Origin of the sequence: Paenibacillus sp. V4I3, assembly GCF_030817215.1 — a bacterium.
GTDB lineage: Bacteria > Bacillota > Bacilli > Paenibacillales > NBRC-103111 > Paenibacillus_E.
Window position 1 is genome coordinate 686,289 of the sequence record NZ_JAUSZA010000001.1, and the last position, 24,865, is coordinate 711,153.

Annotated in this window: 22 protein-coding genes, 1 other RNA gene and 1 pseudogene; 2 read left to right on the plus strand and 22 right to left on the minus strand. The window is 46.3% G+C overall.

Translation table 11 applies throughout. From position 1 onward, the window contains the following. Positions 1-136 precede the first annotated feature (136 nt). Both QFZ77_RS03275 and QFZ77_RS03280 read right to left on the minus strand, forming a co-directional pair. Entirely contained in the window at positions 137-1,525 is a 1,389-nt protein-coding gene (locus QFZ77_RS03275; RefSeq protein ID WP_307436090.1) for a sensor histidine kinase, read from the minus strand. Beyond that, complete coding sequence (locus tag QFZ77_RS03280) at positions 1,515-2,189, minus strand: response regulator transcription factor (RefSeq protein ID WP_307436095.1); 675 nt, start codon at positions 2,187-2,189, stop codon at positions 1,515-1,517. Before QFZ77_RS03280 ends, QFZ77_RS03275 begins: the two co-directional genes overlap by 11 nt. Positions 2,190-2,323: 134 nt before the next feature. Here QFZ77_RS03280 and QFZ77_RS03285 point away from each other — a divergent pair, with 134 nt between their 5' ends. Next, positions 2,324-3,064, plus strand: a complete 741-nt coding sequence (locus tag QFZ77_RS03285) for a hypothetical protein (RefSeq protein ID WP_307436098.1) — start codon at positions 2,324-2,326, stop codon at positions 3,062-3,064. Positions 3,065-3,168: 104 nt separating this feature from the next. On the opposite strand, the gene QFZ77_RS03290 is transcribed toward QFZ77_RS03285, so the two are convergent. The 12 genes and pseudogenes from QFZ77_RS03290 to nikA all read right to left on the minus strand — a co-directional run bounded on the left by QFZ77_RS03290 (position 3,169) and on the right by nikA (position 14,819). Continuing rightward, complete coding sequence (locus tag QFZ77_RS03290) at positions 3,169-3,711, minus strand: DUF3231 family protein (RefSeq protein WP_307436100.1); 543 nt, start codon at positions 3,709-3,711, stop codon at positions 3,169-3,171. Positions 3,712-3,770: 59 nt separating this feature from the next. After that, a pseudogene (locus tag QFZ77_RS03295) lies at positions 3,771-5,477 on the minus strand (GMC family oxidoreductase N-terminal domain-containing protein). Further along, on the minus strand, positions 5,470-6,138 hold the full coding sequence (locus tag QFZ77_RS03300) for a gluconate 2-dehydrogenase subunit 3 family protein (RefSeq protein WP_307436103.1): 669 nt from the start codon (positions 6,136-6,138) through the stop codon (positions 5,470-5,472). The pseudogene QFZ77_RS03295 and the gene QFZ77_RS03300 overlap by 8 nt, the downstream one beginning before the upstream one ends. Positions 6,139-6,368: 230 nt before the next feature. Then, positions 6,369-6,884 carry an acyl-CoA thioesterase gene (locus tag QFZ77_RS03305; RefSeq protein ID WP_373462559.1) on the minus strand — a complete coding sequence of 172 codons (516 nt, stop codon included), beginning with the start codon at positions 6,882-6,884 and terminating at the stop codon, positions 6,369-6,371. Positions 6,885-7,035: 151 nt separating this feature from the next. Continuing rightward, positions 7,036-7,971 carry a DMT family transporter gene (locus tag QFZ77_RS03310; protein ID WP_307436106.1) on the minus strand — a complete coding sequence of 312 codons (936 nt, stop codon included), beginning with the start codon at positions 7,969-7,971 and terminating at the stop codon, positions 7,036-7,038. Between the two features lie 138 nt (positions 7,972-8,109). After that, complete coding sequence (locus tag QFZ77_RS03315) at positions 8,110-8,289, minus strand: hypothetical protein (RefSeq protein ID WP_307436109.1); 180 nt, start codon at positions 8,287-8,289, stop codon at positions 8,110-8,112. A 258-nt stretch (positions 8,290-8,547) separates the two neighbouring features. Beyond that, the gene (gene nikE / locus QFZ77_RS03320; protein WP_307436110.1) at positions 8,548-9,348 is read right to left on the minus strand and encodes a nickel import ATP-binding protein NikE; all 801 of its coding nucleotides are present in this window, start codon (positions 9,346-9,348) and stop codon (positions 8,548-8,550) included. Beyond that, a complete protein-coding gene (gene cntE, locus QFZ77_RS03325; protein ID WP_307436113.1) occupies positions 9,345-10,556 on the minus strand; it encodes a staphylopine family metallophore export MFS transporter CntE in 1,212 nt (403 codons plus the stop codon). Before cntE ends, nikE begins: the two co-directional genes overlap by 4 nt. Then, complete coding sequence (gene nikD / locus QFZ77_RS03330; protein ID WP_307436116.1) at positions 10,553-11,395, minus strand: nickel import ATP-binding protein NikD; 843 nt, start codon at positions 11,393-11,395, stop codon at positions 10,553-10,555. Before nikD ends, cntE begins: the two co-directional genes overlap by 4 nt. Positions 11,396-11,401: 6 nt before the next feature. Continuing rightward, complete coding sequence (gene nikC / locus QFZ77_RS03335; RefSeq protein WP_307436118.1) at positions 11,402-12,244, minus strand: nickel ABC transporter permease subunit NikC; 843 nt, start codon at positions 12,242-12,244, stop codon at positions 11,402-11,404. Beyond that, the gene (gene nikB, locus QFZ77_RS03340; RefSeq protein ID WP_307436122.1) at positions 12,241-13,185 is read right to left on the minus strand and encodes a nickel ABC transporter permease subunit NikB; all 945 of its coding nucleotides are present in this window, start codon (positions 13,183-13,185) and stop codon (positions 12,241-12,243) included. Before nikB ends, nikC begins: the two co-directional genes overlap by 4 nt. Positions 13,186-13,202: 17 nt before the next feature. Further along, positions 13,203-14,819, minus strand: a complete 1,617-nt coding sequence (gene nikA / locus QFZ77_RS03345; RefSeq protein ID WP_307436125.1) for a nickel ABC transporter substrate-binding protein — start codon at positions 14,817-14,819, stop codon at positions 13,203-13,205. Between the two features lie 253 nt (positions 14,820-15,072). Between nikA and QFZ77_RS38135 the strand changes: the two genes are divergently transcribed. Continuing rightward, positions 15,073-15,723, plus strand: coding sequence for a transmembrane-type terpene cyclase (locus QFZ77_RS38135; RefSeq protein ID WP_483874772.1), 651 nt, complete (start codon positions 15,073-15,075; stop codon positions 15,721-15,723). Between the two features lie 713 nt (positions 15,724-16,436). Here QFZ77_RS38135 and QFZ77_RS03350 read toward each other — a convergent pair. The 8 genes from QFZ77_RS03350 to eno form a co-directional block, all read right to left on the minus strand. Beyond that, positions 16,437-16,847 (minus strand): HNH endonuclease, encoded by a 411-nt coding sequence (locus QFZ77_RS03350; protein ID WP_307436128.1) that lies wholly within the window; start codon positions 16,845-16,847, stop codon positions 16,437-16,439. 657 nt (positions 16,848-17,504) lie between these two features. Further along, positions 17,505-17,869: a transfer-messenger RNA gene (gene ssrA / locus QFZ77_RS03355) on the minus strand. A 173-nt stretch (positions 17,870-18,042) separates the two neighbouring features. After that, a complete protein-coding gene (gene smpB, locus QFZ77_RS03360) occupies positions 18,043-18,525 on the minus strand; it encodes an SsrA-binding protein SmpB (protein ID WP_047679001.1) in 483 nt (160 codons plus the stop codon). A gap of 95 nt (positions 18,526-18,620) precedes the next feature. Further along, a complete protein-coding gene (gene rnr / locus QFZ77_RS03365) occupies positions 18,621-21,548 on the minus strand; it encodes a ribonuclease R (RefSeq protein WP_307436136.1) in 2,928 nt (975 codons plus the stop codon). Between the two features lie 38 nt (positions 21,549-21,586). Next, complete coding sequence (locus QFZ77_RS03370; protein ID WP_307436139.1) at positions 21,587-22,396, minus strand: alpha/beta hydrolase; 810 nt, start codon at positions 22,394-22,396, stop codon at positions 21,587-21,589. 69 nt (positions 22,397-22,465) lie between these two features. Then, on the minus strand, positions 22,466-22,702 hold the full coding sequence (gene secG / locus QFZ77_RS03375; RefSeq protein WP_029196004.1) for a preprotein translocase subunit SecG: 237 nt from the start codon (positions 22,700-22,702) through the stop codon (positions 22,466-22,468). Between the two features lie 106 nt (positions 22,703-22,808). Beyond that, on the minus strand, positions 22,809-23,519 hold the full coding sequence (locus QFZ77_RS03380; protein WP_307436144.1) for a M50 family metallopeptidase: 711 nt from the start codon (positions 23,517-23,519) through the stop codon (positions 22,809-22,811). 43 nt (positions 23,520-23,562) lie between these two features. Further along, entirely contained in the window at positions 23,563-24,855 is a 1,293-nt protein-coding gene (gene eno, locus QFZ77_RS03385) for a phosphopyruvate hydratase (RefSeq protein ID WP_307436147.1), read from the minus strand. Between the last annotated feature and the right edge of the window lie 10 nt (positions 24,856-24,865).

Sequence of the window (24,865 nt, forward strand, 5' to 3'; positions counted from 1 at the left end):
AATCCACTTAGTGGCAAAAAAAATGAGAAGGCAAGGTTATTCTTGCCTTCTCATTTTTTGTTTTCTGTCGATTGTAAAGGAAAGTCACCTGACCTTTAGTTAGCGAAGCGACGTTCCCTCGGAAAATTCCGGTTACCTACAAAGGAATACGAATCTTGAACGTACTGCCCTCTCCAAGCGTGCTTTCCACATGAATAGTGCCCCGACTTGCATCCACGATATTCTTGGCGATCGCAAGCCCAAGACCATGGCCGCCGATTTGACGCGTTCGTGACTTATCCTGGCGGTAGAAACGGTCGAAGATGCGCGGAAGTACTTCGGCCGCAATGCCGATCCCATTATCCTTCACTTCGATGGTGAAGCTGCGAGCCCCTTTTTCCTTGCCGTCTGCAAGCACTACATGTACGGTTCCCTTGCCCGGCGTATACTTAATCGCATTATCGATTAGCAGGATGAGCAGCTGCGTGAATTTCTCGGCGTCCCAATTCACCGTCAGCTCATGAGGGACATGCAGCTCAATGTCGATGTCCTTGGCTTGAGCAAATGGCTGTAGCTTACTAATCGCTCTTGCGGCTGATTCACTTAGATTAAATGCGGATCGATCCAGCTCGAATTCGCCAGAATCAGAGCGGGCAAGGTGCAGCAACTCGCCGGCAAGCTTCGTTATGGAGTTAACCTCCTCTTTCATGCCATTTAGCACGTTCTTCGAAAAGGGGTCGCTCTCGATGCTTTCTTCAAGCTGAAGCGCCTCGATCGATGTTAGCATGACACTCAGAGGTGTACGCAGCTCATGGGAAGCGTCTGCTACGAACTCACGTTGTTTCGCATACGCTTTGGCAATCGGTATAATCGCTTTGCGTGCCATCAGATGGCTGAACCATAAGGCTAGAGCAAAGAAAAGCAGCGCCATCCCGATCAACAGAATAAGCAGCAGGCGGAACAAATCGTTCTGGAACGTAACTTCCTTCCCTAGATATAAGGTGCCGATCCGCGCCCCATTCCATAGCAGCTGACGGTCCGAAACAAGAAACTTGGCATTCTCCCCCAGTTTCGGGCGTCCTAAGTCGTCTGCAGACGGCTTATCGAATGTTTGCAAGGTAACTTTCTCGATTCCTTTCCCCCTGAAATGTCCCTTCGCAATGGCCTCTATCACCTGATTACGCAATTCCGGCTGAATCTCATCACCTAACTGTATGTTCCCATTTTCAGCAATCAAATAGTAGAACGATTGGTCCGTGCTGATCGAGAAAGCATCCTCTATTGAGCGCGGGGGACGTCTATTCGGATCGCTGTCTTGGTCGGCCCACTTTTGCAAGGTGCGAATTTCACTGTCAGCAAGCTCATTCAATCCCGTTCGTTGATCGTTCCAGATGAATAGATAGAGTAGGACATAAACAATGATGACGAACAAACTCAGAAAAGCAATAAGTACACCGCTGTATTGCAGCGTCAACTTATTGCGCGTTCGGTCGAACAAATCACCTTCGGATAGCCGATTTTTTAAAGAGCCCCAGTTATGCTTCAATTTTATAACCTACGCCTCTCACGCTCTGAATGAGCTCCCGTGAGTAGGAGGGCTCGAGCTTCTTTCGGATTAACTTCACGGTAGCGTCGATCGTCTTTAGATTCACTTCGGCATCAAGACCCCATACTTTGTCCAGGATGACCTCGCGGGTCAGTGTACGTCCTTTGTTCTGCAGCAGCAGGTCTAGAATTTGAAATTCACGCGGGGATAATTGGATTTCTTGGTTGTCTCGAATGACGATTTGACTCATCCGCTGCAGCTCCAGATCACGGATCCGGATAACATCCTCCTGAAGGGGAACGAAGTTTCTGCGCATCAGTGCTCGCAAACGTGCCAGCAGTTCGTCCATCTCGAACGGCTTAACCAAATAATCGTCGGCTCCCGCATCGAGACCTTCAACACGATCCTGCAAAGCATCCTTTGCAGTCAGCATTAGAATCGCACCGAGATAGCCCTTTTTACGAAGTTTGGCACACGTTTCGAGGCCATCCCCCTCCGGCATCATCCAATCGAGCACGACAACATCGTAACTGGAAGCCGTCGCATAGTCGAACGCATCACTGCCCGTCTTCACCCAATCAACGGTGCATCCAGACTTCTTTCTCAACATATGCGCGGTCAGTTCACCCAGACGAATATCATCTTCCGCCAATAGAACCTTCATTTTCCTGCCCCATTTCCCGACTTACCATCTTCATAAAAGTATAACCGAAAGCTTTCGTGCTTTCACCATACTTTCACCAAGTCCAAGTAATATAGGTTTCAAGAAACACACAATTTAATAAAAAGAAGGGAAGAATGACGATGAACATAAAAATGAAAATGATCACCACTAGTACGCTAGTGGCCGTAATTGTAGTAAGTGGAGGTATAGCATTGAGCAGTAATAACACGGTGTTAGCAGCAGCAAATAATAAAGCGGTTAAGGATGTACCTCCAAGAGAAGCAGGCAACAAAGGGGGACTGAATTGTAAGCCCGATCCCGTTCTAGCTCCCCCAACAAGCCCAACTCCATCTGCGGGCACAACGAATGGCAGTAATCCTGGTCAAGCAGCTAATTCCGTCGTGATATCGGGTGGTTTTAATACAGATCCACAGGACCACGGTAGACCTGTCGTACTTATTGCCGCGGCCCTTGGGGTGCCCACTGAGGTTTTTAGAGAAGCATTTCGCGGCGTAACGCCTGCAGGACTGGATAGTGGCCCAAGCTCCGAACAAGCTCAGCAAAACAAAACAGCTCTCCTTAAAGTTCTGACCCCCTATGGGATCACGAATGAACGCTTAGATGAGGTGTCCAACTATTACCGTTATAACGGAAGAAAAAGTGATACATGGCAAAAGACGCAAGCAACTGCAACCGCAATAGTTACGAATGGCATTGTGACTGGTGTAACCATTACGAATCCAGGGGCAGGCTATTCTTCCAATCCAACGATCACCGTAACGGGACCAAACGGTACATTCACTGCGACAGCTACATTAGCCTACACGAAAGACTTTAAAACAAATGGAAGCATTTCTGCTATCACTATCAAATAACCTTGCATAAACTTCCCTTGCTTTAACGCCCATACAAATAAAAAAGCACCCTCTCCGGTGCTTTTCTTGCTTATCTAGCAAAGTACTGCTTAACGCCTCCTAAACTACTTTGCAAAGGCTTCTGGTTTGAAATACGGGGGTGCTTTAAACCACCCTTTTCTCATTAATACATCTTTTAACGTTATTGCATATGTAAACTTCTTCATCTGAAATTTAGCGAACATTGCCGCAACATCCGGCCGTACTGCCTCTGTCATGCCCCGGCAAGCATAATTTATACCCAGTACAATATTGAAACTTAGAAGACTTGCTATTTCTTCATCAGACAGTTTGGAGCCCTCCGGAATATTCCGAAAATCGCCTATCGGTTTATTCGGCGACGCCTCGGGTATCGGGACACCTTCTACTTTTAAAAACTCAGTTAACTCTGCAAAAATTGGACCATGAACATCGTTAATGACTTCTTTCAGCTTCTCCTTAAGTTCAAGATCCTCTACAATATTATAAGATACCTGTTCGCCCCGCATGGTTTGTTCCGTTGCAGTCAAATAAAACCACAGATTCATGACTTCTCCGACGTTTAAAGGCGGCTTTTCACCATCCAGAAACGGCTTAATCGCATCATTGAGTACTTCCATGATATTCATGTTGGCAGCTCCTTTTTGCTAATTAGCGTTCCCTTCTTCCTGGTTTTTATTTTAAGCTTTTATTTAAAATATTTCTCGGCCATTTTGTCAGCAGTGCGAGTAGCAAGAGCTTGCGTTGTAAGCGTTGGATTGGCCCCACCCAATGCGTTAAAATGCACACTATTATCAGCAATATATAACCGCTTTGTCTGATAGGATTCACAACTGTCATCTACGACAAATCCCATCCTCATGGTGCTTTCCATATGTATCATCAGAGAGGCCGGCCAGTCGGTTCGAAGCACCTTCTTGGCTCCTGCTTTCCGCAAAATGTCCACGGCGATTTTAACAAGTTCGTTGCGATTCCTACTTCCTCGTTGTCCAGAAACATAGCTCACCTTCGGGACAGGTCCATGTTCATCCTTATTTGCCGGATCAACCGTAACTCCGTTTCTATAATTAACCTCATCGTCAGCAAATATAACGATGCTTAACGTTCTTCGATAGTTTTCCATCCACTCCTGCAGCTCGTGCCCTACGACTCGGCCTTTTGCATACCATGGCATACTGGTAAGAAGCGGCTGCAAGGAGCTGTATCCAGACTGACTTAATCCATAGCTCATGGAGGCGGTTAATCCGGGGCTCATCCCAGTAACCAAAATGGATCCAAGTCCGGGATAGTCGAGCCTCCCCCCTGATGTATGGCCTACAAAGGGATTGATATCCGGGCTTCCCAGAATGGCGATCAGATCTCTTTCATCGAACATTCCCGTGACCCAGTCAAAATAATGATTAACCAATCCCCGTCCTACCCATGGATTACTGGGCAAACCAGAATTTAGCCAAAGCCGGGGACTTTCGATCGTTCCCGCAGCCATGACCACGACTCCGGCTCTAATCTCTTCTGTCTCCCCTGACCATGTATCCCGTATGCGTACACCAATTGCTCGCAACCCTTCCGTCAGATGGGTCTCCGTCATGATTTGGGTGACAAAGGCATTGGGCCTTATGGTTACACGGCCTGTCTTTAAGGCTAGCGGGACATAACTAACGTTGGTTGAACGCTTTGCAATTTTATCCACAGTGGGCCCGTGCGGGCATCAGTTGATACAATGACCGGCAAGGGTACAGCCCTGCATCCAAGACAACTGTTCAACGGAATAGTCTGGACGGGTAAGGTTCTTATTTGGAGGCAAAATGGCGTTGGGCTGCGGGCGATAGCCAGGAACTGTCACATCCAGAGTAGGAATCAGCTGCCAACCGGCCTTTTTTGCTCCATAAAAAAACAGTTCCTCTTTGGAAGTCATAGGCGCAAACTCAACCGGCAGCGTCGCTTCGACTTTTTCATAATAAGGAATAAGCTCGCGATAAGAAATCGGCCAAACATGGTCAACCGTCACAGGAAAAGCTCGCGGAGAATTGGCAAGATAAGATTGTGTCGTCCCTCCTACTCCGGAATTTTGCCAAACAAACCCCCGCCTCGTTACATTCCGAAACCACGGAGAGCGATTCCTATCCGCAGGCCCCCAGCGAAGTCTGCCTGTAATCAAGTCATTCATTTCTCCTTCATCCTTGGTGTATTGTTCCTTGAACAAAAATATATTCAAATCATCCGACTTGGAGCTGTTTTGGGCTCCCCGGTTCTTATTCGGGTCAGGCCACTGTGAATTCCCATACCAGGGGCCAGCCTCCAACACCAAGACCTGAAGGCCCTTTTCCCCAAGCTCTTTGGCAATTACAGCTCCACCGCCACCCGAGCCGATCACAATAACATCCGGGTCAGTCATTCGGATATTCCCCCTTAGCATGAGGATACTTCAATAAAAATCCACGAAAATCACAGTATCCGAATGCTGGCCCGGGATAACCGACCAAACACCAACCAGGTGGAAAAAACTCAACCTGCCGGTAGTCTGGAGGAGAGAGACGGGTTGTTCCATACCCGAACCATTCTGAATAGTAACCGAACATCGTTAATTGAGTTAACGAATCTATCATGGTTTGAATCATTCCGGGATTGTTTTGATAAGGAGGAGGCACCAAGTGGAGAGGGACCTCAAGCCGATCCAGTAGAGCCAATGTTTGCAGCCTATCTTCGCGGGACAGAGCGGAAAACAGTCGGCCTCCGGGGAAAATCCAAGGGCTTAAGGGATGTTGGGCTAGCCCTCTCCGAATTAATTGCTCAGCCCCCCTATCAAGTAATTGAGCAGTTGACTTTGAAAGAGGCATCTGAGTTGGATACTCGTCATTTACAGGAACAAATTGCGAATGATCGATCTCGTTCATCACGAATTCATCCACACAGAGCTGAACCGCCCCGGCTGCAGGTACCGTTCCTACCACCTCTACTTGTCGTAGTGTAGGCGGAATTATAGTATCCACCAGTGCTTGAAAAGTCGCCCTGATGTATATATCCCCTGTGCCTTGGCTTCCATTGGAACGCGACACTGAACTCACCACCCCATTTAGTCGAGCCGCTTCGTATACTATCTACATATATTTGAATCTGTGCTCACTATGTCAAAATAATGGACGATAGGTGTACGCAGAGCGAAATATTGGTGCTAAATACAATAAAAGAGCCTGCCAACGTTCACGTAGCAAGCTCTTTTTTGCGGCTTAAGGCATCTCTCCATTACCGCCCCTATCGGACTCTAACAGTCGAACCCCTCTCCGAATTACTCCCATGGATACTCCGTCACCAAATAGTCAGCGAACTTCTTGCTTTCCTCTCGTCGGTGTTTCCTCATTTCCGTTCTATGTTCAGCCGTTTCATGCAGCTTTTTTTCTTCTTCAGTCTCAGGTATGATGCGAGGTACAAATATCGTCTTATTTTGCTCATCCAAAGCAACAAAAGTAAGAAAAGATGTCGCGGCGATCTTCCTCTCACCACTTCTTAAATCTTCTCTGATCACTTTCACAAAAACCTCTATCGAACTCTTGCCCGTCCATGTGACGAAGGACTCTAAGGAAACAGAATCCGTTGGCCGAATAGGGTGTAAGAAATCAACAGAGTCCGTAGAAGCTGTCACAGCTGTCACACGACATAATTTGCTAGCAGATATGGAAGCAATATCGTCGATATATGACATTAGCTTGCCTCCAAACAATGTATTATGGTTATTGACATCCGTTGGAAAAACTCTAGAAATTTTAAAACATCGAGTTTCTCTTATATATTTCTTTTCCAACATTTCCACACAACTTTCTTACAAAATGTAGTCACTTCGGACATTTTTCCCTGATCATGATTCCGCTATGCTTAATTAAAAAACACTACCCAATTCATATGAATGGATAGTGTCTTATTGATTTAGTATGGAGGTATGCTCCCTCCGCTTTCACTTAGGTATTAACAGATTTTCCACCTACAGAGGGAAGTCTGCTATCTCTTTTCTTTAAAGTCCCTATCACAATACCAACCGTGGTAAGAAGAAAGGCCACAACGTGAATCCAACCAATTTTTTCATCCAAAAAAATAATTCCCCCAACCATACTGGCAAAAGGCAGCCCGTTTAGAAACATGGCTGTTTTGTTGGCACCTAGAAATTTTATACCATGATTCCACCCTAGAGTACCCAGTGAAGATGCTCCCCAAGCGGACATCAACATAACGGCCCAAGCCATGGCTGGCAAATGAATCTGAGCATACGACGAAGGCCCAAAGAAAGTCACCGTACCCAGATTTAACATGATTCCCCCAATTAACGTTGAATAGGTAGTGACAACTAAAGTCGGCATGGAGGTTGTCGACAACTTCTTGATGAACAATGCACCAACAACATAAGCCAACATGGATAGAAGCATGATGACATCTCCCCATCCGGATAAACCAACCGAACTATCTGCCGATTTGGAGGTTACGACCAAAACGACCCCTGAGAATCCAAACAGAATACCGAGGCCTAATCTCATACTGAATTTTTCCCCAATGAAAATGGATGCAAGTAGAGCGGTAGTTAGCGGATTTAATCCTAGGATCAGCGATGCATTAGTAGCTGTAGTTGTTACAACCCCATAAGCTAAAAACAACTGATGAAAGAAGATCGATGTTAGCCCTATAAGAAAAAGAAGTCCCCACTGCTTTGCATTAGGCTTATAGAATCCATACTTTTTAAATACAAATGGAAGCAACACAATTCCAGCGAGCGGCATCCTAATTGCGGCTACAAGCATGGGCGAGATAAACTGTGTAAGGTATTTAACCATTACAATATTTAAACCCCACGAAATGACCACCATAGCTAAGATAAAATAAATGGTTTTCTCCGACTTTACCAAGATGATGCACGCCTACTCTCTATCGATTATTAACTAATATAATCTTATTACACCACAAAAAGACACCTAAGACGGTGTCTTCTAGTACCTATCATCTTACTACACTCTTTGCTTCCATTCTAATAGATCATATAGTAACTATACTTGTTTCCTACTAGCGTGCAATTCATAGTTACTTCTATGAAACTTTTTAACCATATCTTTATAACAATTATTTTCTTGTTCACTCAAACCAAACTGATTATCTTTAATAATCAGATTTCCAATGATACGTTTCAAAATTTCGCTCCTGCGTCCTAACATCTCTGTATAGTTCAATCCCGCCAACTCCTTGCTTATTTTTATTTCGTATCGGTCCTATTAAGTATAACAAATAGCATTTTGGGTGAAAAACCGTCTATGGATACCTAAAGCTAAGTATTCCGCCCTGAGAATGGATTTGAACTAACCAAGGCTATGTATTCGAAAACATCCTACCCTATCCTCCCAATTAAGTACCTCATAAAGCAAAAGACACCCTCTCGGGTGTCTTCATAGATCACAATTCGTTGTTGTTGAAGGTTATCTCGTCGGAAGTTAAACGGAACGATTACGCGGATGCTCCGAAAGAATGGAGCTAACCAAACTCCTCACACTGGGGTGTGGCGATTGAAAAAACTGCGATTTATCTTCGCACAACTCGACCACTTCCCCTTTTTCCATCACAGCCAGAACATCAGATATCGAGTAAGCAGCTTTAATGTCATGAGTGATAAATAGGTAAGAGAGGCCAAACGCCGATTTCAGGTCGCTCAACAGCTGCAAGATTTTCGTTTGATTCACCATGTCCAGGCTGCTTACCGCCTCATCGAGTACGATCAGCTTCGGTTTTAAGGCAATCGCTCTTGCAATGTTGACTCTTTGCAGTTGTCCGCCGCTAAATTGATGAGGATACTTGTGCCTGTCATCCAATTTTAACCCGACTGTTTCCAGAAGCTCTCCGATCGTTCGTTTGTGCTCCTTCAGAGATAATGTCTCGTAGTTTTGCAGTGGCTCTCCGATAATTTGTTCTGCATTCATTTGCGGATTAACGGCCGAATAACAGTCTTGAAAAACCACTTGAAGATCTCGACGAAGCCTCCTGCGGGTAGACGAGTCCGTATTGTAAACATCAACCCCCTGAAAAAAAACCTGTCCCTTCTGCGGTTTTTCAAGTCCCAGGATGACCTTGCCCAGCGTGCTTTTACCTGCTCCGCTCGTTCCGAGGAGGCTTAAACACTTGCCATGTTCAATGGAAAGAGTAACATTGGAAAGCACAGTTGCCCGCTTCTTCTCCTTAAAGAACTGATGGGGTGCTGCATAACTATGAGTAACGTTCTTCACCTGAAGCAAACTCAATTCCTCACCCCCTGTTTAGACATTAGTAGGATAAGTAGCAGGGCAGCTACCCCGATAACTACACAACCGGAAAACATGACTTCGTACGAATACGCATTCGCAATCAGACTCATCCCCCAAGTACCTACCGATGTTCCGAAATCGGCTGCTGCGATGAACAGCCCGATCCCTCTGCCTCTGAACCGTTCTGGCACAATGAACGAAACATAGGTCAGCAGCGTCGGATACAGCATCGACAAAGCAACTCCGTTGCAAACTGCGGCAAGCAGGATAACAGGCAGCGATTCAGCCATTCGAACCAAACATACGGCGACTGTTATGAGCAATATGAGGAGAGTAGCTGCACGAACAGGAAATCGACCGTTTGTCGGAATGAGTTTTCTGCCGAAGAAGCGCAATGTAATAAGAACAGCGGTTTCGGTCATGAAATAATATCCTGCATACGGTAACTCGCGTCTCTCTAGATAAAGCGGGAGAAAGGCCACCACCGTTCCGATGATCGCCGAAGCTAGAAGCATCGTTAGGGATGGAAGCAGCAGCTTTCGATCTTTCCATCCTTGGTAAAGTTCCTCGCTTCGCAAATTCGCAGCAGCTTGCGAACCGATAGGCTTGTTATTTCGACGCACGGGCAGCTTGATGTTCACACCAATGAGGAGTGTTATCACACTGATCGGAATCAAGGCCATTAAGATGTAAGGTATGGGTACTTTTCCCGCAAAATAAAGAGCAAGAAAGGGTCCGTACGTGTAAGGCAGCATCGACGAGAGTGAGAAAAGGGAGAGGCCTTGCCCACGAGCTTTCTCCGACAAAGCCTCGATGATCATCAGGTGTGATACCATCGAAAAGAAAGCAAGGATCACGCCCTGTGCAATTCGAAGCATAGCGTAAACCCACAGCTCCTGAATAAGATACATGGAGATGACTACTACATTAAGAATTAACGCTGCGGCGAGTATCCGCTTTGCACCAAGTTTATCAACAATTTTACCGGCAACGGGCCGTAAAAACATCGAAGTAAACATATAAGCACCCATGATCAGACCGATCTGCGACGGGCTCGCTCCAAGCTTGTACGAGCTAAGCGGCAGCAGAATCAGAAGGATATGGCTGCTAGTGAAAAACAAGGCGGTAACGAGGTAAATCTGCATCGCTTTCGCCCCAAAGGGACGACCCTGCGAAGCAATCTCAGATTGCTGCATAGCATTCATGACAATACAAACTCCTTGGTCGGTTGGTTGATCTGTTGGTTAATCTGCAGCTTGGGTCTGGCATCGAGCAATTCCTTCGTATACACATGCTGCGGATGATCAAATAACTCGTAGACGTCTGCTTTTTCAACAATCCGTCCATGCTGCATAACGGCAACATCGTCTGCCATTTCCGCGATGACCCCCAAATCATGAGAAATCAATAGAATAGACGTACCGTATTCGGAACGAATACGATTGAGTTGACGCAGCACCTGCAGTTGATTGGTCACATCCAGCGCAGTGGTTGGCTCATCAGCAATAAGGACAGATGGCCGCATGCACATCGCAAAGGCAATCATAACCCGCTGCAGCATCCCCCCGCTCAGTTGAAACGGGTGCCGCCTCATAAGCTCGGAGGAATCCGGTAAATTCACATCCTGCATAGAGGTCACCGCTAATTCGAATGCTTGTTTTTTAGTGAGGGCCGTATGCGTGCGGATCGTTTCGACGAATTGATCACCGATCGTAAACACAGGAGAAAAGGCGTTCATCGGATTTTGCATAATGAAGGCGATTTCTTTGCCACGAATACGCCGCATTTCCTCGTTTCCGAGCCCATTCAGCTCGCGACCGTGCAATCGGATACTGCCTTCCACGCTCGTTGTTTTTCGGTCCAGCAACCGTAAGATCGACAGACACGTGACTGATTTGCCGCTGCCACTTTCTCCAACAAGACCAAGCACACGGCCAGGCTTCAGCTCTAAATCGATATTATGGACAAGGGGAAGCGTTCCATCCGCCGTCTTGACCTTCACATGCAGGCTGCTTACCTGCAAAACATTCTGCGATTCTCTCAAGTTTTCTCATCCCTTTTCAAAACGTCGCTTAACGCCAAACCGATCCGACAAAGCTTCACCTAATACATTGAATGACACCACGACAAGCAAAATCATCATTCCCGGATACAGCATTAATTCGGGATTACTGCGAATAAACGCCTTTCCCTCGTGAATCATCGCACCCCACTCCGGCGTTGGCGCTTGAATGCCAAGTCCTAGGAACGAGAGAGCGGATATATCCATGATCGCCCAGCCCATCTCCAGTGTTCCCATAACGACAATCGGGGGAAGTACATTGGGAATAATGTGCTGTCTAATAATCTTCCATTGCGAGGATCCACTGATTCTGGCGGCGGTAATGAAGTTCCGCTCCTTCAAGCTGAGAACCATACCTCGGAACATCCGAGCGTAATAGACCCACTGCACCAGCATCATCGCCAAAACAACCTGCACCAGTCCAGGGCCGAATATCCCAATCAGCCCAAGAATGAGTACGAGATTCGGAAACGACATGACGCCGTCACAGAACCTCATCAGCACATGATCAACTAGGCCTCCTTTGTATCCGGCAATCGATCCGATGAACAAGCCAATACCTAAAGAGGCAATTAAAATCAGAAACGCAAAGCCTAACGAAACGCGAGCGCCGTATAAAAGACGAGAAAGGTTGCAGCGCCCCAAATGGTCGGTACCCAAAGGATAATCCAGCGATGGTGATTGAAGCTTGAGCGCCAAGTTTACCTGAATCGGATCATGAGGCGCGATCCACGGAGCCAACACGGTAAGAACAAAGAAAATAAATAGAAGGCCCATGCATACGATAACGGTCTTCTGACTCTTAAGTCCGGTGCGTATCCTCATGATCATGGGCTCGTACTTCCTTTCCTAGAAATCCGAGGGTCCATAGCCATTTGCAGAAGATCAACGATCAGGTTACACACAATAAATGTACAAGCAACGAGAAAAACATAGCATTGGATAACAGGGATATCCCGGTTAAAGATGGCATCGATAAAATAACGTCCGAACCCTGGCCAGGAAAAGACCTCTTCCACAATAATCGTCCCCGCAAGCAATTTCCCCATATTCATACCCAAACCGGTAATCATCGGCGAAATTGCGATTTTTAGTACATGCTTGCCCATAATGACCGACTCTTTGATGCCTCTGGTTCTAGCGTATACGACATACGGCTCCTGCATTTGTTCGAGAACGCTGGTACGCAGCAGACGAGTGTAGATTGCGATCAGCCCCAAGGAGAGCGTTAACGAAGGAAGAATCAGATGAGCCCACGTACCTCTTCCTTGCACAGGAAACAAATCCAGCTTGACCGATAAGAAAAAAATCAATAAGTACCCTAGCCAAAATTGCGGGATAGAAGCACCAATAAAAGCAAGCAACCGACTGAGATGATCAATCACGCTGTTTTTATAAACAGCCGATAGAAAGCCGATAGGCACACTGACAAGCACGGCCATGCAAAGGCTGCTGAAGGCAAGCTGGAGTGTAGCCGGCAATCGGTGCGCGACCTCCTGCCAAACCGGCTCCTTCGAAACATAAGATGTACCGAAATTTAGTCGGCACATCTTCATAAGCGACTGAACATATTGAACATACAGCGGCTGATCCAGGCCGAATTCATGTCTTACCTCGGCTAGTACCGCTTCCGTTGGGTGTATATGGGCTGCGCTCAAGTAAGCTTCAGCTGGATCAACCGGTGACAGATGAATGAGAATGAAAGAAAGAAGCGTAGCAAAAAGAAAGATGGGAATGATGGCAAGAAGCCGTTTCCCGATATAGCTGAACATAATAGCCTCCCTGCCGTTTACTTCACAATGTCGAGTCCGAGGAATGGATTCGCATCCCGATTGGCTGGGAATACGAAACCTTTCACATCTTTTTGATAAACAGCCGTCTTCTTAATATACGAGATCGGCAGAAAAGATGCCTGCTCCTGCAGCGTCTTCAAGATAGAAGCGTACAGTTGTTGGCGCTTGCTCTCATCGGTTGAAAGAAGAGCGTCCTTCACTTGCTGATCCAACTCTTGTTTCATTGGCAAGCTCGAGAGCGACTCCGAGATGCCGAAGCCTTTTTCAGCAGCAATATTAATAAAAGAGTGCGGGTCATAAGGCGATCCGTAGTTGCTCCAGAAGTCCAAATCAAAATCAGCAGCACGTAGGCGTTTAACTTGTGTGGCGAGATCAAGCCCGGTAATGTTCAGCTTGACGCCGATGGCTCCCCATTCGGATTGAAGTGTCTCCGCCATCGGCTTTTGAACTTGATCCGTCTTCTCATATATCAGTTCCAGTTCAAGCGCTTTGCCGTTTTTCTCACGAACGGTTTTCCCTGCAGGTAGCTTCCAACCCGCTTCATCTAATAAAGCTTTCGCCTTGTCTACATTGTATTCCAGCGGCTTAACGTCAAGATTTGTGTACGGGAGGTTTTTGGATAAAATGTTGTCTGCCTTCTCCTCTAAACCGGAAGTGACTCCATCCACCATAGCCTGCTTGTTAAAACCGTGATGAAGAGCCTGACGTACTCGCAAATCCGAAAGCGCATCCTTCATCGTGTTCATAACCAGTTCTCTCGTTGCTATGGGCTCGGAAAGACTTGTTTCATATTTGCCAGATGCTTTCAACTGCTTGAAGGCATCCATACTGATCACGCCTTCACCGTAGATGAGATCAAGCTCCTTCTTCTCAAAAGCAAGTACCCGCGTTTCTCCGTCTGGAATAATCTTGATGACCATCTTGTTAACCTTCGGTTTATCTCCCCAATAATTCGGATTACGGGTAAACTCCGCAGATTCATCTTTCTTGTAATCCGTCAGCGTCCACGGTCCAGTTCCGATCGGTTTTTTTACACTCTTCGATGTATCACCGTCATCTGGGAACCCGGCTTCACCGAGAAAACGTACCGGACGGACAACCGACAACTCCTGTAAGGTCGGATAATAGGCCTTTTTCAGAGTCATTTTAAACGTATACTCATCCACGACTTCCGTCTTATCAAGCATATTAATAAACCCAAGCCAGCTATGATTTGTGAAGTTTTTCATTACCGCATCGAAATTCTTTTTGACGATAGCAGCGTTAAACGGCGACCCATCAGAGAATTTCACATTTTGCCGAAGCTTGAACGTGTATTCTTTCCCGTCCTGCGAGATAATCCAGGATTCTGCCAGATGAGGTTCCAGCTTGCCTCCTTCTTTGTAGCTGACCAGCGGTTCGTAAATCATCGATTGCGCAATTAATTGCGAAGGATTATAAACATGCGGGTTCATCGGCCCGATATCTCTTGACCACGAGAACGTAATCGTTTTATCTTGCTGAACCTTTTCAGACCCAGAGGTTTGCCCTGCATTTTGTTTGGAGCAACCCATAATTGTAATAGTCAAAATAAGCAGCATAATGACTAGTATTTTACTTTTTAATGCAAACATTAGACGTTTTCCCCTCTCAACACTTATACGTGATAATGATTATCACTATCAATGAATACTATACGATAGGCTCTCTCCTGTCAATAAAATTGTTGCTTTTTCCCTTCGAATGATTCAAAAACGCGGATATAACAAAAAAGCTCCAACCACTTGGTGGTTGAGCTGCTTTTTTGATTTCCCATATGTGCATAGACAAGCTAAACAAATCATATTTATGAAAGAGAATTCCCTGGAAGGATGCGATTTACTACGTATGGAACACCTTTTACCATTACAAATAGAACTTATTCTGCAGTTTGGGATCGTCTTTTTTTGGACAATCGCTTATATATGGGTCATTTATAAAGGATTCCGGGATCGAACCTGTGGAATGCCAATAGTAGCCCTATGTGCCAATATTACTTGGGAATTTCTGTTTTCCTTCGTCATGCCTTTCCACCCACTCCAGCAAATCGTAACTCTACTATGGTTTTTATTAGATTGCATCATCCTGTTTCAATTTCTCTATTATTCAAAAAAACTATCTCCAAAATGGCCTACAAAACCTATAGTTCTCTCCTTACTAGTAATTGCTCTGCTGCTTCACTACGGAATGGCTATCGAATTTCATGATCCTGAGGGCAAGTATTCCGCATTTGGAATCAATCTAATGATGTCCATACTTTTTATAAAAATGCTACTGAAACAAGATTTACACGGCCAATCCATCTACATCGCTTACTCTAAAATGGTCGGCACCCTGTGTGCATCTATTTGGTGCTATTCCCTAAACCCGCATTCAATCTTGTTAACTATGATGTATATACTTATATTTATTCTAGACGTCGTTTACATCTCGTTGGTTTATCGCAAGTCAGTTAAGATCATTCATAGATCCACTATAACTCACCGTTCCTTCTACTAAGGGGCTATAATCTTCATTGATTTTTCGTTGTTGTCAAATTGATCAGCCGCATTGCGAGCCCTAATGAGAAAATAATAGGTTTTCCCGGATGTTAACCCTTCCACCTTATCCTCGTAGGGGTAGCGTTTGGTCCGATCACCTCGTCCAGCATAGTCTAGTGGAATGCCCAATTGCAGTGGATTGGCCTGTATATCTTGATTCTTCATGTCCTGTGAAATGGGACTAGCCTGAGAATGTGCCACATCCCACTGAACAAAGACATTTTTTCCTCGGATATCTTATCATCCAACCTTCGAAGGATATTAGCAATTTTGAAATCAAGGACATTTTAATGATGGAGGTGAGGGGAGTATTGAAATATCCTATCTAACCTGCTGACGAAGCCAACTCACCGATGATAACCCTAGCGGTACATTTCAATGCCGTGCTCCCTACGCTCACGCTCCGGTCCGCGCGGGCGAACCCTTAGGGGCCCCTTCTCCCTAATCATTAAAATACAAGAGACACCCTCTCGGGTGTCTCTTGTATTTTAATGGAGGTGAGGGAGTCGAACCCCGATACATAAAAATTTGGATGTATTTGCATCCCAGCTTAACGGTGTCTGCAAATAACCCAACGCATCGGGATCCCTCCACTCAAATTGGGACACAACTATGCCATTGGACGCCCTGTACAGATAAAAACCGCCTTCAGGCGGTGAATGAGTACTTACATCAGTTCGCTTGACGATGGTTATGTTTAGCTTTAATGATGCGGTAACAGAGCTTTATAAGATTCGGCACGGAAAGCACTTTATCTATAAGATATGACAACGCTGAACGGTTTCCTCGTTTCGTGTTGCATTCAATGCAAGAAGCGAGTAAGTTTTGGGGAAGATCTGAGCCACCTTTGCTTGAGGGGACAATATGATCTACAGTCGTTGCGGGACGCCCACACCACAAACAAGTGTAATGATCCCGTTTTAATGCAGCTATTCGATAGTCTCGAAATGAAAATGGGTTGTAAAGTAATTGGATTGTCTGCTCGTCGATCCAGACGGCACGGGCTCGATCAACTTCCCTCCAAGCCCGGTGAAGCAAACATGGGGTTAGTTTTTGGCCATCCAGATTGAGCACTGTTATCATAGTCAATCGCCTCCTAAGGCTAAAGTTAGATAATAACCACAGACAAATTGATTATTTGATTCGTGGTTATGTATATTGGAGACGAGACGAGTATCGGATATCTAGATTAACTAAGAAGGCGAACCACAATTCGCCGCCACGTGATGATTCGGATGTTTGATGAGGTGGCTTGACTCGCCATTTCCCCAAGAGGAAAAGAACATATCCTTTAGTATTGAAGCAACATAGTCAATCTCGTCTAGCGATTAGCAATAATTCTTGAATCGTTAGATATTTCGTTTAAGACCAGTGATCCTACAAAATAACTTCGAGTAAAACACCGCCTAAAGCGTCACCAAGACGCAACTGACGATATTTTTATTTTCATATTCAATTAGAGCCCCTTGGACTTTGCGAATCTGGGCCTGCATAAGACACTCGGGGAGCTCTAGCTGTGTAACTGCATGATCATTCTCCTCATGATCTCTATCAGTCCCAATTAAATTGCAAACATAAGCTACTGTAAATGACTTTGCGTTGCCATAAATCATCCACCACATGTAGACATCACGTCTACAAGGTTAGTCTCTATCTAACCACCTAAATATCTGATGTCTACATTTAGTCTACAATGTCTTCCTTGAAAAGGCGAAAACCCGCTCTGTGAGCGGGTTCCTAGTATGGAGGTGAGGGGAGTCGAACCCCTGTCCGAAAATATCGCCACACAGGCATCTACGGGTGTAGTCACAGTTTTGATGTCACCCGAGCATCGCCCCGTAACCGGCTATGCGTTGGGTCAGCCTGATTGTCTTCCTACGTCCGACCCCAGGCGGAGACCAAACGTCGTATCCCACTATAGTTGAGCCCCTATCCCAGTCACATGGGCGATGCTGAGGAGGAGCACGCTAACAGGTTATTAAGCTGCTAAAGCGTAGTTGTTTTGTGTTTTGCCATTTAATAGGCTTTAGCGTTTTATAGTGGACGCGGCCCCACTACCCGCAACCCGTGCCCAAACTATCCCCGTCGAATCCAAGAACACCCCCGGATTGCCTTCGTTGCCGTCATAGACGGTGAAGGTAAAAGAAAAGCAGGATAATCATTTGAGCCAAATTGCTTTCAAATCTTTGCTGCTAAATTAGTATAACACATGCTGGGGAAATATGAACGACTAGGTTCATGGAAGTTGAGGTGTTGCCTTCCAGTATGGGCTGGCCACCTATCTGGCAATCTTCTGCTTCTCACGCAGAGCACGTTGAATGTCTCGCTGTGCATCCTTTTTCGCTGCAGATTCACGCTTGTCGAACTGCTTTTTCCCTTTGCCTATGCCGACCAATAGCTTGGCGTAACCATTTCGGATATACACCTTCAGTGGAACGAGGGTATAACCTTCTTGCTTCGCCTGTCCTAGCATCTTGGCAATCTGCGCCTTTTTTAAGAGCAGCTTCCGCGTCCGGGTTGGATCTTCAGGATTGCTTCGGTTGCCTTGATCAAAAGGACTAATATGCATGTTGTGTACAAATGCTTCGCCATTACGAATAGTCGAAAAGCTATCGCCTATGTTTGCTTTACCTGCCCGTAAGGATTTGATCTCCGTGCCGGTCAGGACAAGACCGCATTCATACGTTTCTTCAATAAAGTAGTCGTGTGAAGCCTTTTTGTTCTGGGCGAGTAATTTGCCATCTGCCTTTTTCGTTGCCACGTGAGATCCTCCTCCCGCACGTTTAATGCAGGTAAATACTGCTACAATGTGCATCCTATTGTAGCAAGATAAAGGCGGAAAAGCAAGAAGCGGCGTTATCTCCGCCGCTTCTTGCTACCATCGCCGTCGTCACTCCGACGACGACCACCCTTGGCGAGCGCGTTCACGCCGCTCGCCCAATCACTACCGCCTGTGCTGCGCTCAGCAGCAGGCGAACCGCCACCCGCTTGGGCTTCGCCCCCAAGCGCGATCCCACCGCGGCCGCGCTTGCTTTCGCCGCGAGCTGCACCACTCTCTGTCCGCCCTGCGCCGACAGATTCAAGCCTTGCGCTCAAGCTGCCGCCTTCGCTCAGCTTAGGACCGCCCGCTTTGCCGCGGCCAGCACCACCTTTGCCGCGCTTCTCGCTCCACGGCGTGCTCCCTGCCTTACCGCGCCGGGATTTGCCTTGTCCTGCTCCACCCTCTGCGCGTCCAGAGCCTTCACCGCGCCCTTGCTCTGCTCCGCCTTCCGTGCGTGCCGCCGCTTCTATTCTGCGAGCTGCGCCACCTGCAGCACGTCCCGCACCACGCCCTTGACCTACTCTTTCAGCTCTTTCCTTGCCTTCTGCCGTACCACCGGCTCCTACTCTTTCAGTTCTTTCCTTGCCTTCAGCCGTACCTCCGGCCCCTGCTCTTTCCTTGCGCTCTCCACCAGCAGCACCAGAGCCTTGAGCCTTCGCATAGCCGCCCTTGCCCTTAGCGGCAAATCCGCCTTTTCCTTTTTCAGGTTTGCCTTTATCGGATCCCCCGCGGAAGCCTTTAAATCCAGCCGCACCTTTAAATGAAGGTTTTCCACCACGGTTTGAACTTCCTCCACCGCGATTAAACCCGCCCTCTTTGCGAGGCTTCATATCGAGCAGTTCAAAATCAATCGTATGCTCATCCATATTGACACGAGCAACACGAATCTTGATCTCATCGCCGATTCGATAGATCTTGGACGTACGTTCACCAATGAGAGCAAACTGTCTCTCATGGAAATTGTAATAATCGTCGGTCAAATCGCTAAGACGAATCAAACCTTCAACCGTATTGTCGAGCTCCACGAACATACCGAAACCGGTAACGCTGGAGATAATACCTTCGAATTCCTCGCCGACTTTATCCAGCATGTATTGAGCTTTCTTCAGCGCTTCCGTCTCACGTTCAGCATCAACGGCAACTCGCTCACGTTCCGATGATTGCTGCGCAATATCACTCATCCGCGACGACAAATATTCATGACGCTTATCGGATAAGGTACCGCCGCTTTCCAGCACTTCGCGAATCACCCGATGAATAATTAAATCGGGGTAACGACGAATCGGAGATGTAAAGTGAGAATAGAATTCCGCTGCCAAGCCGAAATGCCCTAAGCTCTGCGCATCATAGCGAGCCTGTTTCATGGAGCGAAGCATAATTTTACTAAGCACCGTCTCTTCGGGAGTTCCTTTAATCTCTTCCAAAAGCGCCTGTAACGCCCGTGGATGTACCGAATTCCCTTTACCTTTAACCGAGTACCCGAAGTTCGTCACAAACTCCATAAAATTCATCAGCTTTTCTGCATCAGGGTCTTCATGAACACGGTATAGGAAAGGTACTTTCATCCATGAGAAATGCTCAGCAACCGTTTCATTGGCGGCTAGCATAAACTCTTCGATCATCATTTCAGCGACGGAACGCTCTCTTTTCACTATATCCGTAGGTTTGCCTTCGGAATCGACGATAATTTTAGACTCCTCGAAGTCAAAATCTATCGCCCCACGCTTCATCCGTCTGGAACGCAGCCTTGCAGCCAGCTCTTCCATTCGTTTGAAATCTTCCATCAAGTAGTCATATTTCTCGACAATCTCCGGTTCGGCTTCACCTGTCAGAAGCTTCCGCACATTCGTATACGTCATGCGCTCACTAGTTTTAATAACACTCGTGAAAATTTCGTGGTTCACCAGTTTTAAATCCTCATCGAACTCCATCTCACAAGACATGGTTAAACGGTCTACACGAGGATTCAGCGAGCATATTCCGTTAGACAATCTATGAGGCAGCATCGGGATAACACGATCAGTCAAATACACGGAGCAGCCGCGATTATATGCTTCAATATCAAGCGCAGTGCTTTCCCGCACATAATAGCTCACATCGGCAATATGAACGCCTAAACGAAGATTCCCGTTTTCCAAAAGCTCCACATTTACCGCGTCATCCAAGTCTTTCGCATCTTCACCATCAATGGTTACAATGCGCTTAGAACGAAGATCCCGCCGTCCTTGACCAATAATCTCTTCTTCACTGATCGAATCCGGAGCTTTCTCAGCCTCTTCAATAACTTCCTCTTTGAACGCCTCAGGCAGTTGGAATTTACGAACAATGGCAAGGATATCAACGCCTGGATCATCTTTGTGACCAAGGATCTCGATAACTTCCCCTTCAGCCGCAGAACGGCCCTCTGGATAGTTTACAATCTTGACAACGACTTTTTGCCCCGTAACAGCGCCCATGAAAGCATGCTGAGGGATGAAAATATCCCGAGACACACGCTTATCATCCGCAATAACGAACCCAAACGTCTCTTGACTCTGAAAAACGCCAACAATTTGTGTATTCGCACGCGTAATAACTCGCACGACTTCGCCTTCCAGCCGGCCTCCGCCTTGACTCCTCGCGGTTACCTTTACGAAGACAATGTCGCCATTCATCGCGGTATTTAGATCATGTGCATTAATATATACGTCCGGGTGGTCCCGATCATCAGGAATTAAGAAACCGAAGCCTTTGGCATGAGCCTGCAGCTTACCTCTCACCAAATTCATTCGTTCAGGAACGCCGTAGCGGTCATTTCCGCCTCTGACAATGTGACCACTTTCCTCTAATTGATTTAACAATTTAATAAAATCCTTAAACTCATTCGCACTTTCAATCCCGAAATGCTTTTCAAGCTCCTTATAGGACATAGGCTTATAAGCCTCTTCTTGCATCAAACTTATGATTTTTTTATCTGTCATCATTCTCTCTTCACCTTCTTGTTGTTGTTGAGCCTAGCTTTCTAATTCGCCGTACTGGTTTCCTTTACTCCATAGTATGCCACTTTAAGGGAAAGGATAAACGCAGTAATATCGGCATAGATAAGCTCTCTCTCTTGATCCAGCAGCATTCCGTGGGATGACTCTGGGTAATAACGAAGTTCTTTCACTTGGGAACTAATGCGCTTATGTAAAAACGCTGCGCTTTCCTGATGGACCACGCCATCCTTGCTCCCTTGACCGATCCATATCGGTGCTTCGACTTGAGGCAGCAAGCTTTTAACTTGTTTCAACAGCTTACGTAGACTTACGACGCAACGAATCGGCGTTTTGGTATATGCACATGACTCATCTAATAACGTAGAGATTTGTTTGGGTTTCTTAGCTACATATTTGATAAAATATTGCAGCAGTACGGCCAGTGCCGACTTCCTTGACGTTAGAAAAATAGGTGTAGCCAGCGAAATAACCCCAGCTGCACGACGTTCCACAGCCAGCTTCAAGGCGAGCAGTCCGCCCATTGAATGTCCCATAACAACAACGCTTTTGCATTTAGCTGCAAGTTCGTCATAACTCTCCAGCACATGCCCATACCAATCCGTCCATCCGGTTCGTATCATTTCTTCGGGTGAGGTACCGTGTCCTGGAAGCTTTACAGCTTGGATGGTGTAGCCTTCATCTCTGAGCACATACCCAATCCGTCTAAACTCCGAGGGCGACCCCGTGAATCCATGGATCATCAGTATGCCTGTCTCTTGATTATCTCCACTTCCTGACCAAAAGAATGGTTCTGTCGACTTGTAAATTCTGCTCTCGATGGTAACCAGCTCCATTCCTAACACCCATTTAAAATGAAAAAACAGCAGGAGTAGATTTCCCCTGCTGTTATCGTTTTATGTGTGTTAGGCCTTCACTACGTATGCTACGACAATGGAAAGAATGAAAAATGCAGCAGCAAGCCCCATAGTAAAACGGGACAAAAATAGTTCCAAACCGCGTGCTTTTTGCTTACCAAATAAGTGTTCTGCACCACCGGAAATGGCACCGGACAAACCTGCGCTTTTACCTTTTTGTAAAAGTACAATCGCAATTAATCCAACCGAAGCTATGATTAACAAAATTTTCATAAAGATTACCATGTTATTAGCACCCCAATTGCCTGTTCTTTGCCTTATACAACTAGCATGAGTATTTTAACACAGTTCGTCCTAGAATACAACAAAGAGGCACCCTAGTGGTTCCCCTCTAGTCTCGGTAGGACGGTGTTGGTGATTGTCGGCTAGAGCTCCTTGCACGCTTATTACGTCCTAGAAATGCTTGCACGGCCTGTTTCGCACACCACAATGCAAATAACGTAAATAGGACGGCCCATACGATAGCCGGAATACCGGTATGCAGTGCCAAATTCGTGGCATCGCCCGCTTGTCGCGCATTTCCCCATGCGTAGATGATCAAGGAGAACGGGCCAAACACAGACTCTTCTAAGCATAAGAAAGCAAGCAGTAAGTAGTAAAAATCACGCAACCACTTTGGTGTAAGCGCCAGAACAATGATCGTCAGCGCAATGAAACCGACTAAGAACATGATTCCGAAACCATTCCGGACGAACAATATTAACGAGAGACCAGACAGCACGATCATAACCTGCAAACCTAAACGCTGCTTACCCTTCGAATAAGCCGAGAACAGGAACCAAGCAAAGAGTGATGCCGTGATATAACCTGCTAAGGCTACCGGGATGATCGCCCATTGCTTCGTAATTGATGAATAAGTAACCCCGCTATGATCCTGATAGAGCTCAATATACATCACTTTTCCCGATAGGGCCAAGGTCACCACAGCATGCCCAAATTCATGAACCATCGTGTCTATATTACGAAAAAAAGAAGAAGGGATCCAGTGCGTGAGCAGCGCGGAACCTATCAGAAATAAAATAGTTTTCACCCAGTTGCTCATACAGCGGACCCCCTTGGTATTTAATTAATTACTACGAAATATATTACTTGAAGTTTCTCAAGTTATAGAATGCTTTTTTACCAGCGTATTGAGCAACAGTGAACAACTCGTCTTCGATACGAAGAAGTTGGTTATATTTCGCTACACGGTCCGTACGGGACGGAGCACCTGTTTTAATTTGACCAGCGTTGGTAGCAACAGCGATGTCAGCGATTGTGCTGTCTTCGCTCTCACCGGAACGGTGGGAGATAACCGCTGTATAACCAGCGCGTTTTGCCATTTCAATCGCATCAAAAGTCTCAGTAAGCGTACCGATTTGGTTAACTTTAACCAAGATGGAGTTACCGATGTTTTCTTCGATCCCTCTGGAAAGACGCTCAGTGTTCGTAACGAACAGATCGTCACCAACGAGTTGAACTTTGTTACCCAATTTCTCAGTAAGCAATTTCCAACCTTCCCAATCGTCTTCGGAACAACCGTCTTCAACTGTGATGATTGGGTATTTATCAACCCATGCAGCAAGGAAGTCAACCCACTCAGCGGATGTGAAGGATTTGCCTTCGCCTTCAAGGTGGTATTTACCATCTTTGAAGAATTCTGTGGAAGCAACGTCCATACCTAAGAATACGTCAACACCTGGTGTATAGCCAGCTTTTTCAATTGCTGTAAGGATAGTTGTGATAGCTTCTTCGTTGGAAGTGAAGTTAGGAGCGAATCCGCCTTCGTCGCCAACAGCTGTGTTAAGGCCTTTTTCTTTCAAAACGGATTTCAAGCTATGGAAAATCTCAGCGCCAATGCGAAGAGCTTCTTTGAATGTAGGCGCGCCTACTGGCAGAACCATGAACTCTTGAACGTCAACGTTGTTATCGGCATGTGCCCCACCGTTGATGATGTTCATCATAGGAACTGGAAGCGTCTTAGCGTTGAATCCGCCAAGGTATACGTAAAGTGGAACATCCAAAGCATCAGCTGCTGCGCGAGCAACTGCCATGGAAACAGCTAGGATCGCGTTAGCGCCTAATTTTGCTTTGTTAGGAGTACCGTCAAGCTCGATCATTTTGTGGTCAATGCCAACTTGATCAAGCGCGTCTAGACCGATGATTTCAGGAGCGATGATTTCGTTCACGTTCTCAACGGCTTTCAGAACGCCTTTACCAAGGTAACGACCTTTGTCACCATCACGAAGCTCAACAGCCTCGTATGCGCCTGTGGAAGCGCCTGAAGGAACGATAGCGCGGCCGAAAGCGCCGGACTCTAGATATACTTCTACCTCTACAGTTGGGTTACCGCGGGAATCCAATACTTCGCGTGCATAAACATCAGAAATAATCGTCATTGTTAGAAAA

Coding starts and splice junctions, on each gene's coding strand:
- nikB (WP_307436122.1), bottom strand. CDS start 13,185: ATGTTCAGCTATATCGGGAAACGGCTTCTTGCCATCATTCCCATCTTT.
- rnr (WP_307436136.1), bottom strand. CDS start 21,548: ATGATGACAGATAAAAAAATCATAAGTTTGATGCAAGAAGAGGCTTAT.
- QFZ77_RS03280 (WP_307436095.1), bottom strand. CDS start 2,189: ATGAAGGTTCTATTGGCGGAAGATGATATTCGTCTGGGTGAACTGACC.
- QFZ77_RS03380 (WP_307436144.1), bottom strand. CDS start 23,519: ATGAGCAACTGGGTGAAAACTATTTTATTTCTGATAGGTTCCGCGCTG.
- nikC (WP_307436118.1), bottom strand. CDS start 12,244: ATGATCATGAGGATACGCACCGGACTTAAGAGTCAGAAGACCGTTATC.
- QFZ77_RS03350 (WP_307436128.1), bottom strand. CDS start 16,847: ATGATAACAGTGCTCAATCTGGATGGCCAAAAACTAACCCCATGTTTG.
- QFZ77_RS38135 (WP_483874772.1), top strand. CDS start 15,073: ATGGAACACCTTTTACCATTACAAATAGAACTTATTCTGCAGTTTGGG.
- QFZ77_RS03290 (WP_307436100.1), bottom strand. CDS start 3,711: ATGAATATCATGGAAGTACTCAATGATGCGATTAAGCCGTTTCTGGAT.
- eno (WP_307436147.1), bottom strand. CDS start 24,855: ATGACGATTATTTCTGATGTTTATGCACGCGAAGTATTGGATTCCCGC.
- nikA (WP_307436125.1), bottom strand. CDS start 14,819: ATGTTTGCATTAAAAAGTAAAATACTAGTCATTATGCTGCTTATTTTG.
- cntE (WP_307436113.1), bottom strand. CDS start 10,556: ATGAATGCTATGCAGCAATCTGAGATTGCTTCGCAGGGTCGTCCCTTT.
- QFZ77_RS03305 (WP_373462559.1), bottom strand. CDS start 6,884: ATGTTGGAAAAGAAATATATAAGAGAAACTCGATGTTTTAAAATTTCT.
- secG (WP_029196004.1), bottom strand. CDS start 22,702: ATGGTAATCTTTATGAAAATTTTGTTAATCATAGCTTCGGTTGGATTA.
- QFZ77_RS03285 (WP_307436098.1), top strand. CDS start 2,324: ATGACGATGAACATAAAAATGAAAATGATCACCACTAGTACGCTAGTG.
- QFZ77_RS03370 (WP_307436139.1), bottom strand. CDS start 22,396: ATGGAGCTGGTTACCATCGAGAGCAGAATTTACAAGTCGACAGAACCA.